10 protein-coding genes are annotated in these 13,324 nt (G+C 61.1%); 8 read left to right on the top strand and 2 right to left on the bottom strand.

Translation table 11 applies throughout. The features are described from left to right. The first annotated feature begins 48 nt into the window (after window positions 1-48). From Q0K07_RS00485 to Q0K07_RS00465, 5 genes are all read left to right on the top strand, one after another. Window positions 49-897 (top strand): amidohydrolase family protein, encoded by an 849-nt coding sequence (locus tag Q0K07_RS00485; RefSeq protein ID WP_294554934.1) that lies wholly within the window; start codon window positions 49-51, stop codon window positions 895-897. Between the two features lie 88 nt (window positions 898-985). Further along, window positions 986-2,905, top strand: a complete 1,920-nt coding sequence (locus tag Q0K07_RS00480) for an FAD-dependent oxidoreductase (RefSeq protein ID WP_294554933.1) — start codon at window positions 986-988, stop codon at window positions 2,903-2,905. Between the two features lie 74 nt (window positions 2,906-2,979). After that, complete coding sequence (locus tag Q0K07_RS00475; RefSeq protein WP_294554932.1) at window positions 2,980-4,161, top strand: pyridoxal phosphate-dependent aminotransferase; 1,182 nt, start codon at window positions 2,980-2,982, stop codon at window positions 4,159-4,161. Next, window positions 4,161-4,919, top strand: coding sequence for an aldolase/citrate lyase family protein (locus Q0K07_RS00470; protein ID WP_294554931.1), 759 nt, complete (start codon window positions 4,161-4,163; stop codon window positions 4,917-4,919). Before Q0K07_RS00475 ends, Q0K07_RS00470 begins: the two co-directional genes overlap by 1 nt. Before the next feature lie 175 nt (window positions 4,920-5,094). Beyond that, entirely contained in the window at window positions 5,095-6,024 is a 930-nt protein-coding gene (locus tag Q0K07_RS00465) for an EamA family transporter (RefSeq protein WP_294554930.1), read from the top strand. Window positions 6,025-6,116: 92 nt separating this feature from the next. Here the strand turns inward: Q0K07_RS00465 and Q0K07_RS00460 are convergent, their stop codons facing one another. Beyond that, a complete protein-coding gene (locus Q0K07_RS00460; RefSeq protein WP_294554928.1) occupies window positions 6,117-7,883 on the bottom strand; it encodes a formate--tetrahydrofolate ligase in 1,767 nt (588 codons plus the stop codon). Window positions 7,884-8,108: 225 nt separating this feature from the next. On the opposite strand from Q0K07_RS00460, the gene Q0K07_RS00455 reads away from it, so the two are divergent. From Q0K07_RS00455 to dctP, 3 genes are all read left to right on the top strand, one after another. Then, window positions 8,109-8,975 carry an amidohydrolase family protein gene (locus Q0K07_RS00455; RefSeq protein WP_294554926.1) on the top strand — a complete coding sequence of 289 codons (867 nt, stop codon included), beginning with the start codon at window positions 8,109-8,111 and terminating at the stop codon, window positions 8,973-8,975. A gap of 232 nt (window positions 8,976-9,207) precedes the next feature. Next, window positions 9,208-11,106, top strand: coding sequence for a TRAP transporter large permease subunit (locus tag Q0K07_RS00450; protein ID WP_294554924.1), 1,899 nt, complete (start codon window positions 9,208-9,210; stop codon window positions 11,104-11,106). Between the two features lie 45 nt (window positions 11,107-11,151). Further along, on the top strand, window positions 11,152-12,201 hold the full coding sequence (dctP, locus tag Q0K07_RS00445) for a TRAP transporter substrate-binding protein DctP (RefSeq protein ID WP_294554922.1): 1,050 nt from the start codon (window positions 11,152-11,154) through the stop codon (window positions 12,199-12,201). 190 nt (window positions 12,202-12,391) lie between these two features. Here the strand turns inward: dctP and Q0K07_RS00440 are convergent, their stop codons facing one another. After that, a complete protein-coding gene (locus tag Q0K07_RS00440) occupies window positions 12,392-13,324 on the bottom strand; it encodes a LysR family transcriptional regulator (RefSeq protein ID WP_294554921.1) in 933 nt (310 codons plus the stop codon).

The raw sequence follows: 13,324 nt of genomic DNA, 5'->3' as shown, positions 1-13,324 counted from the left end.
GCAACGCAAACGCGGCCCTTCCGGCCGCCCATGATTCAGGAGCTTTTTATGAAGATTATCGACGCGCGCCTTCGTCCTCCGCTTAAGGACTATCTTCGCTGCAATCTTTATCGCGATCCGAAGAAAACCCAGGCCTGGAGCGACAACTTTCTCATGAAGCTCTCGCCCGCCGCCGAACAGCGCGATGCCGCCCTGCTTTATCAGGAAATGGATGAGGCGGGCGTGACGCTGGGCGTGATGACCGGCCGCCAGAGCCCCGACATGGGGCACGTCTCCAACGACGACCTCATGGCCATCGTGACGGAACAGCCCGGCCGCTTTGTCGGCGTGGCCGGTGTGGACGGCAGCAATCCCGCCGCCGCTCTGGCGGAAATAGAGCGCACCGTGGTCAACGGCAATCTTCATGCCGCCGGCATGGAACCCGGCTGCGGCGACATTCCCATGTATGTGGACGATGCGCGCCTGTATCCCATCTATCAGTATTGCATGGAACACGGCATTCCCATGTTCCTCATGGGCGGGGGCGGCAACGGCCCGGATCTTTCCTTCAGCAACCCTGAACACATCGACAGGGTGTGCCGCGACTTCCCGCACCTCACCATCGTGAACATGCACGGCTCCTATCCCTGGATTCCTCAGGTGCTGTTCAGCTGCATGTGCCATTCCAACATGTATCTTGCGCCCGACATGTACATGTACAACATGCCCGGCGTGCAGGATTACGTCGTGGCCGCCAACGGCTTTCTGAAGGACAGATTCCTTTTCGGCAGCGGATACCCCTATATCCCGCTCAAGCAGGCGGTGGATCTCTTCCTCGACATGCCGTTCCGGGAAGAGGTGCTTCCGAATATCCTGTACCGGAACATGGCCAGGGTCCTCGGGCTCGATATGGATTAATCCGCCGGGGCCGCCCGCCGGGGCGGCCCCTTCTTCCCTTCACCGCGCAACTCCCCGTGAGACGCGCCTTTTCCAGACCGAGGTATCCATGCTGTTTTCGCCTGTCACCATCAACAAGACGGAATTCAAAAACCGCATCATCTTTCCGTCCATGCTGACCCGCTTCGCCGCCAGCGGTGGAGAAATGAGCGATCAGCTCATGAATTACCATGTCGCCCGCGCCCGCGGCGGCGTGGGGCTGAACATGCTTGAAGCGACCTGCGTCCACCCGTCGGGCATCTGTTTCGAATCCGGGCTCAGCCTGTACGACGACCGTTACATCCGGGGACTGGCAAGGTTCACTTCCGCCATACACGCGGCGGGCGGCAAGGCGGGCGTGCAGCTCAATCACGGCGGCCTGCATACCGTTCCCGCCGTTTCGGGCGGACCGGTGCCGCTCGTCTCCTTCGTGCCGGGCATGACGCCGGAATCCAATTCCCGCGTGCTCGACGAGGAAGAGATTCATGAGCTTGTCAGGGCCTGGGGCGAAGCCGCGAAAAGGGCCGTGGCGGCGGGCTTCGACATCGTGGAGATTCACGGCGCGCACGGCTACCTCATCGGACAGTTTCTCTCGCCCCTCACCAACCGGCGGGAAGACGCCTACGGCGGGGATTTTGAACGCCGCATGCGCTTCCCCCTGGAAGTCATCCGCTCCGTGCGCGAGGCCGTGGGGCCTGATTTTCCCGTGTCCTTCCGCTGCAGCGTAGAGGAATTTCTGCCCGGCGGCGTCACGCTGGATCTCGGCTGCCGCATTGCAAAGGCCGTCTGCTCCGCGGGCGTGGATCTTTTCAACGTCAGCAGCGGCACCTGCACCAATACCTGGTACATCGAATCTCCGGCGGCGCTTCCCGCCGGGTTCAACGGTGAAAGGGCGCGCGCCGTGCGTGAGGCCGTGGGCCCGGACATGCGTCTGGCCGTGGCGGCCCGCATAGGCAGGCGCGAGGTGGCGGAAGCGCTCCTTGCCCCCGGCGGTGTGGACATGGTGTGCATGGGCCGCGCGCTCATCGCCGATCCCGACCTGCCCCGCAAGCTGATGGACGGCAGGGATGAAACCGTGCGCCCCTGCATCTACTGCTGCGAAGGCTGCTGCAAGCAGCCTCTCATGAGCTGCGCCCTCAACCCCGAAGTGGGCAGGGAAGGCTTCCCGGAACCTGTCGCCGCCGCAAGGAAGAAGGTGGCGGTGGTGGGCAGCGGCCCTGCCGGCATGGAGTTCGCCCGCACGGCGGCCTCTCTCGGGCACGACGTCACGCTCTACGAACAGCATGAGGCGCTTTCGGGCAAGCTGACTCCCGCCTCTCTGCCTCCGGGCAAGTCGCTCATTGCCGATGCCGCAAAGTGGTTTGCGCTGAGCCTTTCCGCCTGCGGCGTGACCGTGAAGACAGGTGTGCACGCCACGGCGGACATGCTGAAGGCCGGAGGATACGACATGGTGTTCGTGGCCACGGGCGGCAGCCCCATTTTCCCCGGTTTCCTCAAGGACGCTCCCCGGGAGGGGAAGGGCCGTCTGCTGCATGCCGAAGCCGTGCTTGAAGGCGCGGATGCCGGCTCTCGCGTGCTGGTGCTCGGCGGCGGACTCGTGGGCTGCGAATGCGCCGCGTTCCTGACGGAAAAGGGGTGCGACGTGACCATCGTGGAACTCAGGGACGCCCTTGCCCCCGACATGGAAAAGCACGGCCGTTTCTTCCTGCTGGAAGAACTGAAGAAAGGCGGCGTGAAGGCGCTTACGGGCCATGCGCTTTCGGGCGTGTCCGCCGACGGCGTCGTCACGGTGAAGGACGGCTACGGCAACGAGTTTGTCCTGCCTGCCTTCGATTCCGTGGTGCTTGCCGTGGGCTACAACCCCGATAAGGAGCTGTGCGCGCAGCTTGCCCGGGAAGGAATGACCTTCCTTGCCGCAGGCGACTGCACGAAGACGGGCAAGATCTTCGATGCCGTGCACGACGCGCACGACGCTGCGCTGAGCCTCTGATCCTTACGGAAGAATTCTGCAACGGCGGGACGAAAAACGTTTTTTCGTCCCGCCCGAATCATAAGGAAGTGCATATGTCTCTTATTCCCCAGGCACACAGAATGGAGCACGCTCCTCTTTCCAAGATCCGCGAGATCATCGCCTATGCGGGCAGCCTTGAAGCCGCGGGCAAGCGCATCATTCATCTGGAAATAGGAGAGCCTGACGTCGATACCCCCGCCCACATCGTGGAAGCCTGCAAGAAGGCGCTGGATGAGGGCAAGGTGCATTACGGCCCGGTGACGGGCATTGCCGACCTGCGCGCGGCCGTGGCCCGCCGCTACAACCGGCTGTACGGTTCTTCCTACGAGGCCGACGAGGTCATGATCACGGTGGGTGTGGAGCAGGGCGTTTTCCTTGCCATGAACGCCTACCTCAACCCCGGCGACGAGATTCTGGTGCCCGATCCCGGGTATCTGTGCTATTTCACGCTGCCCAACATCACGGGCGCGAAGGCCGTTTCCTACGAGCTGAAGGAATCCAACGATTTTCAGATAGAAGCCGGGGCCATGGAGGCGCTGATCACGCCGAACACCAGGGCCATTCTGCTCAATTCGCCCTCCAATCCCTGCGGCTCCGTGCTGAATGAGAAGTCCCTCAAGGTGGTGGCCGACATCGCCGCCCGTCACAACCTGCTGGTGATTTCCGACGAAGTGTACGCCGACATGGTCTACGGCGGGAAGAAGTACTGCAGCGCCGCCTCTCTGCCCGAACTGAAGGAACGGCTCATCGTGCTGCACGGTTTTTCCAAGTACTTCGCCATGACCGGCTGGCGCATAGGCTACATGCTCTGCGACCGTTCCCTCATGGATCCCATGATGCGCCTCAATTTCTACAATCTTTCCTGCCCCTGCACGTTCATCCAGTACGCGGCTCTTGCCGCGCTGCTGGAGGACGATGCGCCTTCCCGCGCCATGGTGGCGGAATACGAGAAGCGCAGGGATTACATGGTGGAGGCGCTCAACAGCCTGCCCGGCTGTTCCTGCCTGCGCCCGGACGGCGCGTTCTATATCTTTGTGAACATCACGGGAACGGGCATGAGCGGCGATGAATTCTGCCGCGTCATGATCGACGAGGCCGGTGTTTCCATGACGCCCGGCCATGTGTTCGGCCCCATGGGCAGGGATTTCGTGCGCGTGTCCTACGCCAATTCCATGGACAACCTCAGGCTGGCCGTCTCGCTCATGCGTGAAGTGCTGGAAAAGAGGGGAAAGTAATGAGCGCCTTTGATGAGAAGCTGAACGCCGGGCAGGGCGTGGTCGGCACCTTCTGCCATCTCGGCGGTGCCATCGTGGCGGAATGTCTCGGCCTTTCCGGCCTTGACTATGTGATCATCGACACGGAGCACGGCCCCTTTTCCGAAGAAAGCGCAGGGGAAATGATACGCGCCCTGCAGCTGCACGGCGCGGAACCCTTCGTGCGCGTGCGCGACAGCTCCCGCGCGGCGGTGCTCCATGCCCTGGATCTGGGTGCGCGGGGCATCATCATTCCCGATGTGCGTTCGGTGGAGGAAGTGCGCGACCTGGTGCGCTATGCCAAGTACTTCCCCATGGGCGAACGGGGCTTCGCCTTTTCCCGCAGCGCCAAATACGGTTTTTCGCCGGAACTGAAGAATCTGTCCGGCTATTTTGAGACCGTGAACCGTCGCGCCCTGCTCATGCCTCAGTGCGAAACGGCGGGTGCGCTGGAACATATCGAGGAAATAGCCGCCCTTGAGGGCGTGGACGGCATTTTTGTGGGTCCGTACGATCTTTCCGTGGCGCTGGGCGCGCCTGCGCAGTTCTCCACGCCGGAATTTCGCGGCGCTCTGGAAAGAATTCTTGCCGCCTGCCGTGAACACGGCAAGCTGGCCTTCATTTACGCCAACACCATGGCCGAGGCCCGGGACTGCTTCGCCAGAGGCTATCAGGGTGCGGCCGTGGGCACGGATACCGCATTTCTGGTCAAGGCCGTGAAAGCCATGCTGGAATCCTGACATCAGCCCCGGCTGTATGCCGGGAAGATTCCGACCTGCCGCCGCCTTCCCCCCCTCCGGGGAAGGCGGGCGGGCCGTAGTGACATGCCCCGGAACATCCGCACCCGCTGCGGATTCCGGGGGTCTTTGTTTTCGCCCCGTAAAAGCCGCCCGCATTTTGCCCAAGGAGGACGTCATGCAGGGAAAACAGGTCTCCGGACTCAAAGCCTGCCTTTGCCTCGCCCTACTGTACCTTTCCTGGGGAGGGAGCTTCCTGGGAATCAAGTTCGCTCTTACCGGTTTTCCCCCCATAGCGCAGAACGGCATACGCCTGTGCGGCGCGGGGCTTTTCATGCTCGCGCTGCTTCCCTTCACCCGGCACGGACGGCCCTCCGGCCCCATGGAGATCGTTCACTATTTCGTGCTGGCGTTCTTCGTCATGTTCATGAACAACGTGTGTCAGGCCGTGGGGCAGCAGAGCGTGCCTTCCGGGATGACGGCGCTGCTCTACGGCGCGGTTCCTCTGTTCATGGTGCTGGGGGACTGGCTGGTCCTCGGCGGAGGCCGCCCGGGCAGGGGCCAGGGCATCGCCATAGGGGGCGCCATGCTGGGCATGGCCGTGCTGACCTTTGCGGGCGGGGAGGGCATGCAGTGTTCCCCTGCCGGGGTGGGCGTCATCCTGCTCGGCGTCGTCTGCTTCGTGGCCGGTTCGCTGTATGCAAAGCGTTATCTTGCCGCCGCGGGCATGTCCCTCTACGGCGGCATGGCGCTGACCATGCTCTTCGGCGGGCTGCTTTCCCTGCCTGCGGCGTGGCTCATGGGCGAGCGCGTCGAGGCTTCCGCCTTTACGGCCGCCTCGCTGGGCGGCATGGTCTTTCTCACGCTTTTCACCAGCGTGCTCGGCTATATCTGCTATTACTGGCTGCTGGCGCATACGCGCGTCATGGTTGCGGTGTCCTTCGCCTATATCGACCCGGTCATCGCGGTGGTGCTGGGCGCGCTGTTCGGAGGGGAAACGCTTTCGTGGTCAGTGCTTGCTTCCTGCGTGCTCATCGTGGGATCGGTGATCGGCGGACTGTATGCAGGCTCCGCCGGGGAGAGACGCGCTTCCCGGCGGAGAGGATGAAAGAGCATGAAAAAGGCGGCCATGACAGCAGAGTGTCATGGCCGCCTTTGGGGTGCCGCACAGGGCAGCCCTGTGCGGCGGAGAAAACCATATCAGAAGATGCCGTGCACCTGACCGGTTTCGGTATCCACGTCCACGCGGCGGAAGGCCGGGTTGGAACCCGTGCCGGGCATGAGCGAGATCTTGCCGGAAACAGGCACCACCAGTCCCGCGCCGCCGTAGAGCAGCACGTCGCGGATGTTCAGCTTCCAGCCGGAAGGTTCGCCCTTGAGGTCGGGGTTGTCGGAAAGGGAGTACTGCGTCTTCACCATGCACACGCCGAGTTCCGCGGCGTCGGGGCGCGCCTGCATTTCGGCAAGGCGGCTTTCCGCTTCGGCGCTGTAGTTCACGCCGTCGGCCCCGTAGACTTCGCGGGCGATCTTTTCAATGCGTTCCTTGAAGGGCGCGTTCCAGTCGTAGAGCGGACGGAATTCGCTCTTGTCGTTGCAGGCGTCCAGAACGGCGTCGGCCAGTTCCAGCGCGCCGGCTCCGCCGTGTTCCCAGTGGGTGGAAACGGCCACTCTGGCCCCTTCCGCCTCGCAGATTTCACGGATGCGGGCGATTTCGGCGGGCGTGTCGGTAACAAAGGCGTTGATGCACACCACAGGGGAGGTGCCGGACTTCTTGATGGTGCGGATGTGGTGCAGCAGGTTGCAGCAGCCCTTTTCCACATAGCCCACGTTTTCCTGACGGTATTCCTCGGGCAGGGCGCGGCCGGGACGGGGCAGGGGAGCGCCGCCGTGGCTCTTCAGGGCGCGCACCGTGGCCACGAGCACCGCGGCGTCGGGGGCGAGTCCGCTGTAATGGCACTTGAGGTTCCAGAACTTTTCATAGCCGATGTCCGCACCGAAGCCGGATTCGGTGACGTGGTATTCGGAAAGCTTGAGACCCAGGCGGTCGGCAATGACGGAGCTCTGGCCGAGGGCGATGTTGGCAAAGGGCCCGGCGTGCACGAACACGGGCTGACCTTCGATGGTCTGGATGAGGTTGGGCTTGATGGCGTCCACCATCCAGGCGGCCATGGCGCCGGCCACCTGCAGATCTTCCGTGGTCACGGGTTTGCCTGCGCGGTCGTAGGCCACGATGATGCGGCCGAGTCTTTCGCGCATGTCTTTAAGGTCGCGGGCCACGGAAAGAATGGCCATGACTTCGGAGGAGACGGAAATATCGAAGTGCGAGGTCATCATGAAGCCGTCGGACTTGCCGCCCATGCCGATGACCACATTGCGCAGGGCCTGGCAGCAGAAGTCGATGACCCAGTTCATGCGCACGTTGGTGGGGTCGATGTTCAGGCGTTCCTGACCGGAGAGGCGCAGCAGCTTTTCGTCGTCGTAGTTGCGTTCGTGCTGCATGCGGGAGGTGAGCGCCACCATGGCCAGGTTGTGGGCGTTGGTCACGGCGTTGATGTCGCCGGTGAAGCCCAGAGAATACTGAGTGAGGGGAATGCACTGGGAAAGCCCGCCCCCGGCCGCGGAACCCTTGGTACCCATGGTGGGACCGCCGGAAGGCTGACGGATGGCCGCGGAAACGCGCTTGTTGCGCAGGGCAAGGCCCTGCACGAGGCCGATGGTGGTGGTGGACTTGCCTTCACCGAGCGGCGTGGGAGTGATGGCCGTCACGTCCACATATTTGCCGTTGGGGCGGCCTTCCAGGCGGGAAAGCACGGACATGTAGTCCACCTTGCCCATGACGTGACCGTAGGGGAGCAGTTCCTTTTCCTCAAGGCCGAGCTCCCGGCCGACACGGTAAATGTCCTTCATGCGGGTTTCCGCATCCTGTGCGATTTCCCAGTCCGCGTGCTGTTTGGGATCCAGTGCCATGTCCGTCTCCTTGTTGTTGGGGTTCGCCTGTGGTTATACGGCCTGAGTTCTTTTATCTCAAGGGCTTTTTCCCGGGGACCCCGGAAGGGCATCAAAGAAAAATTGACACCAGTATCAGACAGTATCGTATTCTTTCTTGTTATTTTTTTAGCTAAGTTCATATCAAGTCGTGGCAGTCTTCATATTTCAGGTTTTTCCTTTAGTGTTGCATTGCAGGACCGCAGTATGATTATTGATTTCCGTATTCGTCCGCCGTTTGGGGAATTTCTTTCCATGGGACCTTTTGATGTGCGTGCCTCGGGTTTCGATCCTGAATACCCCGGTCAGATGTACGGCTACATTCCCCCCCGTTCGGTACAGACCAGAGACATTTCCGTCTTCATGGATGAAATGGACGCCGCAGGCATCGACTATGCCGTGGTGGCGGGCAGAGCTTCCACAAGTTCCAGCACCTTCAGCAAGGGCTTCGTCAGCCCCGAAGTGGTCTATGAGCTGGTGAACCGCTACAAGGGAAGGCTTTTCGGCGTGGCGGCGCTGGATGCGCTTGATCCTCAGGCGCCGAAGATAGCGGAACGCAGTGTCAGGGAACTGGGCATGCGCGGCATTTCCATAGAACCCGGCTGGTGTTCCGAACCCTGCTACTGCGACGATCCGCGGCTGGAACCCATTTACGAGACGGCGGAATCCCTGGGCGTGTTCGTCATGATCACCATGAGCTATCTGCTCGGCCCCGATCTCACCTATTCCGACCCCATGCGCCTTGAGCATGTGGTTTCCCGGCACAGAAACACGCCCTTCCTCATTCCTCACGCCTGCTGGCCGCATTTCATCTCCATGGCGGCGGTATCCTTCAAGTACCCCAATCTCTACTGGGTGCCCGATTTCTTCTTCTATCTGCCGTTCATGCCCTCCGTCGACGTCATGCCCGCCTTCAACACCGCCTTGAAGCGGCAGGTGCTCTTTGCCAGTTCCTATCCGGTGCGCGGGCTTGAGGAAGCCGTGCGCCGCTGGAAGGAAAAGGCCTGGGAACCCGAAGCTCTGGAGCTTTCCCTGAGCGGCAACGCCGCCCGTCTTCTGAAGCTTGTGCCGTAGAGCGGTACGAAACGCCTTTCGGAGCCCATCGTGCGGACGCGGAGCAAAGCGCCCCGCATGTACACACGGCCTGAGATACGGCGTTTCATGTCGGAAACCTTCCGGCGGCTGTGATGCCGGCCGCCGGGCCCCGTGAGGGGAAAAGCCGTGAGGCATCGCCGGAAATCTCACCATGAGTAAATCATCCGCTCTCGGATATATGCGCTGAACTTGTTACCGACAGGAGCCGCCTATGACAGCAGCAGAACCCAAGGCCGAAGGCCTCTTTGAACCTATGATGACGCTTATCTACAAGGTCGCCCTGGTCATCGGCGCGGTGTCTCTGGTGCTGCTTGCCGTGCCCGTCACTGTGGATGTTCTTCTGCGCTATGTAGGTTCGTATTTCCCCGGCGCCTACGAGATTCAGGAACTCATGATGGGTGCTCTTGCCGTTTCCGGCATGATCGTCATTTCCTGCCGTGAGCATCATATCGCCATCGACTTCTTCTACCAGCATTTCACGCCCCGGGTGAAGGCCTTCCTCGACGGACTGTTCGAGTTCATGGGACTGGTCTTCTTCTCCGTTCTGGGCTGGGAGATTCTGGAGATCGCCTTTGAAAAGACGGGCGGCGGTGAAGTCACCTCCATCCTGCATATTCCGCTGTTCATCCCCATGATGTTCTTCGGTTTCTGCATGGCCGTCTTCGCCCTTACGCTGCTCGTCAAGACGCTGCGCTGCTTCACCGGTTTCATCCGGGAAGGCGTGGTCTGGTTCATTCCCGTCATCCTTGCCATCACCGTGGCGGTGGCGCTGCTTCCGTGGATACTGGAATACTTCGGTATCTTCCCCTCCCGCGCGCAGCTCGGCGTGTTCGGCATACTCTTCTTCATGCTGGTGCTGTTCATAGGCTTCCCCCTGGGGTACGCCATGGGCATTTCCGGGTTCATCGGGCTGCTCTGCCTCAGGCCCGACGTCATCACCCACTTCAACACCCTGAGCATGACCTCCTACAACTCGGCCTTTTCCGCCACCCTCGCCGTGGTGCCGCTGTTCTGCCTCATGGGTGAACTTTCCCTGGTGTCCGGCATCAGCGCCGACATGTTCAAGGCCGCCCGCATCTGGATGGGCCGCACTCCCGCCTCCCTCGGCATCGCCAGCATCATAGGCTGCGCGGGTTTTGCCGCCATCTGCGGCGACTCCCTGGCCTGCGGCGTGACCATGGCTTCCGTGGCCCTGCCGGAAATGCGCAAGCACGGCTACAACCCCGCCTTCTCCTGCGCCACCCTGGCCTGCGGCGGCACCCTCGGCGTGCTCATTCCGCCGAGCCTGAGCTTCATCATCTACGCCATCGTCACCGAGACCTCCACCGGGCGGCTCTTCATGGCGGGCGTCATTCCGGGCATCATTCTTTCCTCTCTGTTCATTCTCGTGCTGCTCATCACCGCGTACCGGCACCCCGAACTTCTGCCCCGCGGTGAACGCCACAGCATGAAGGACAAGGTGGCCTCCCTTTCCGGCATCCTGCCCATCCTGTTCCTCATCGTCATCATCATGGGCGGCATTCTCGCCGGTTTCTTCAGCGCCACGGAAGCGGGCGCCATCGGCTCCGTGGTCGTGTGGCTCTTCTCCCTCGCCGCGCGGCGCATCAGCTGGCAGCAGACGAAGGAATGCCTCATCAACACGGTGTACATCGCCGGCAAGCTTCTGTTCATCCTCATGTGCGTGGCGCTTCTCGGCGTGTTCATCGCCTACACGCGCCTCACCGTCACCCTGGCCCAGTACGCGTCCGGGCTTGATGTGGACCGTCACATCATCCTGCTCGTCATCATCATCTTCTACATCATCATGGGCTGCATGATGAACGTGCTGCCGCTTCTGCTGCTCACGCTTCCCACCGTGTTCCCCACCATTCAGGCCCTTCAGTTCGACCCCGTGTGGTTCGGCGTCATCATCGTGCTGCTTACGGAAATGGCCGTCATCACGCCGCCTGTGGGCATCAACGTATTCGGCATAAGTTCCATGGCCAAGGATATTCCCATGGGAGCCATATTCAGGGATGTGTGGCAGTTCTTCCTCTGCATAGCCTTCCTCATCCTGCTGCTCACCATTTTCCCGGACATCGCCCTCTGGCTTCCCAACAAGTTCTTCTGATACCTCCTTCCCGGTGAAGGCAACCCATAACCAAGGACGGATACCATGAAACGACCTCTGCTTCTTTCCCTGCTCGCGCTTTCTCTGCTGTGCCCCGCCGCTTCTTCGGCCGCCGAGCGCACCTATGAACTCGCGTTCACCAGTGAAGGCTATCGTGAAAACCATGTGGTCTACCAGCAGGTGTGGGAACCCTGGATGCAGGAAGTGGAAAAGCGCAGCAACGGCCGCCTGAAGATCGTGTACTACAGCCCCGGTTCCATCTGCACCTCCAAGGAAGTGCCGGATGCCGTGGTCAAGGGCCGCGTGGATATCGGGCACAGCCTCTTCGGCGCCAATCCCGGTCTGTACGGCTATTCCGACACGGGTGAAGCCAATGTGCCCGGCGCCAGCAGCATGGCCGCCTCCATGGGCTTCTACAAGTACGTCACCCAGAACGACTGGGTGAAGGCCGAACTGGACAACAAGGACATCAAGCTGCTCACCATCTGGAGCACCGGCCCCATGATGCTCACTTCCAAGACGCCCATCACCAAGGTTTCCGACCTGAAGGGCAGGAAGATCAACTACCACATCTCCGGTGCGGACGAACTCATCACCTCCTTCGGCGCGGTGCCCATCTTCGTCGCCCCGCCGGACATCTACATGAGCATTCAGCGCGGCCAGACCGATACCTCCCTCATGGCCCTCACCATTCTGAAGCCCTTCAAGCTCTATGAAGTGCTTACCGAAATTCTGAATTACCCCATCGCTCCCGGCTACCATTACATGGTCATGAACCGTTCCGTGTGGGATTCCCTGCCCGCCGACCTTCAGAAGATTCTGGAAGAAACCACCGGTGAAACCATGTCCAAGGCCATTGCCGTCGCCGTGGACGCGAGCATCAAGGACTCCGTGGACTATGTGCTCTCCAACGGCAAGTGCCACATGAACGAAATGTCCGCCGAGGAACAGGCCAAGATGGCAAAGTACCTGGAACCCTTCAAGCAGAACTGGATTTCCTCCATGGAAAAGCGCGGTCTCACCCGTGCCAAGGAAGCCCTCGGTCTGTTTGAAAAGTGCATGGAGGAAGCCAACGTGCAGTACGGCGCCAAGTAGGGAATGCCTCGCGTGGAGCACCTTGTCATGATACGTTGCATAGCCCCATGACGTGTGCACAAGGTTTGCGCTCCTCCATGTGCAGAAGATGGCCCCGCCTCCCGGCGGGGCCTTTTTTGCAGGCGCGGGGGAAAGCCGGCGCATGTCCCTGTCCATGCGGAAAAAAGCCCGGCGGCGCGCCGGGCCTTTTTCAGGACGGGGATTCTTCCTTTTCCATCTTTTCCAGAAGCTCCGCTATGCTTTCCTGCACGAGCTTTTCCGAGGAGCGCATGTCTCTGGGATAGATGAGCCAGATGCGGCCCGGCATGGGGAAATCCACCACGTCCTTGGCGCATACCTTCTGCGCCCATCCTCCGGGAGCCCGCAGAACACTGCGCGGCAGAACGGCGGCGGTGGAAATATCCATGGAAATGAGCCGGAGCAGATTTTCCTGTTCGGGAATGTGGATGATGCCTGAAGGAGCAAAGTACTTGCAGATGTCGCGGTAGACGAAATACTGGTCGCGCTGGGGATTGAAGGCAAGGCGCAGTTCCGCAAGATCCCGCAGGGTGAGGGTGGAGAGTGCGGCAAAGGGGTGCGACTTGTTGATGATGACCGCACAGCCGTCTTCCGGGCCTTCCATGAAGGTCATGTCGTTCTGGGCGAGGCGCACGCGGTAGGTGCTCTCCACCCTTTCGTTCACGCAGGTGATGAGCCCCAGCATGCGCTGGTCGACGACGGTGTGAAACACCTGTTCCACGAACGATTCAAACAGGTTGAAGTAGATGTGCGGGTAGAGTTCCTTGATCTGAAGCACCACCTGGGGCACCAGCCAGCGCATGAGCGTGGTGGATGCCCCGAGTTTGACCATGACGGTGTCTTTTTCCGGCTGATGATGGGAAAGCTGGAGCCATTTATGAATCACGTCCCGAATGTCGCGGGCGTCCTGAAAGACGATTTCTCCGTTCTTGGTGGGGCGTACTCCCATGGGGGAGCGTTCCAGCAGGGCATATCCCAGTTTTTTTTCCAGCGCGGCCACACCGGCGCACAGGGCCTGCGGACTTACATCGAGCTTGCGCGCCGCCCTGTTCAGCGATTTGCATTCCACGGCCTGGACAAAATATTCGAGATAACGAAGCTGCAT

This window comes from uncultured Mailhella sp. (genome assembly GCF_944324615.1).
In the GTDB taxonomy this organism is placed as follows: Bacteria; Desulfobacterota; Desulfovibrionia; order Desulfovibrionales; family Desulfovibrionaceae; genus Mailhella.
Note: the sequence above shows the minus strand (reverse complement) of the source record. Positions and strands in the feature narration are given on the sequence as shown.

Excerpts from the sequence above, each read along its gene's own strand:
- Q0K07_RS00485 (WP_294554934.1), top strand. The coding sequence starts at position 49 with ATGAAGATTATCGACGCGCGCCTTCGTCCTCCGCTTAAGGACTATCTT.
- Q0K07_RS00480 (WP_294554933.1), top strand. The coding sequence starts at position 986 with ATGCTGTTTTCGCCTGTCACCATCAACAAGACGGAATTCAAAAACCGC.
- Q0K07_RS00475 (WP_294554932.1), top strand. The coding sequence starts at position 2,980 with ATGTCTCTTATTCCCCAGGCACACAGAATGGAGCACGCTCCTCTTTCC.
- Q0K07_RS00470 (WP_294554931.1), top strand. The coding sequence starts at position 4,161 with ATGAGCGCCTTTGATGAGAAGCTGAACGCCGGGCAGGGCGTGGTCGGC.
- Q0K07_RS00465 (WP_294554930.1), top strand. The coding sequence starts at position 5,095 with ATGCAGGGAAAACAGGTCTCCGGACTCAAAGCCTGCCTTTGCCTCGCC.
- Q0K07_RS00460 (WP_294554928.1), bottom strand. The coding sequence starts at position 7,883 with ATGGCACTGGATCCCAAACAGCACGCGGACTGGGAAATCGCACAGGAT.
- Q0K07_RS00455 (WP_294554926.1), top strand. The coding sequence starts at position 8,109 with ATGATTATTGATTTCCGTATTCGTCCGCCGTTTGGGGAATTTCTTTCC.
- Q0K07_RS00450 (WP_294554924.1), top strand. The coding sequence starts at position 9,208 with ATGACAGCAGCAGAACCCAAGGCCGAAGGCCTCTTTGAACCTATGATG.
- dctP (WP_294554922.1), top strand. The coding sequence starts at position 11,152 with ATGAAACGACCTCTGCTTCTTTCCCTGCTCGCGCTTTCTCTGCTGTGC.
- Q0K07_RS00440 (WP_294554921.1), bottom strand. The coding sequence starts at position 13,324 with ATGCAGCTTCGTTATCTCGAATATTTTGTCCAGGCCGTGGAATGCAAA.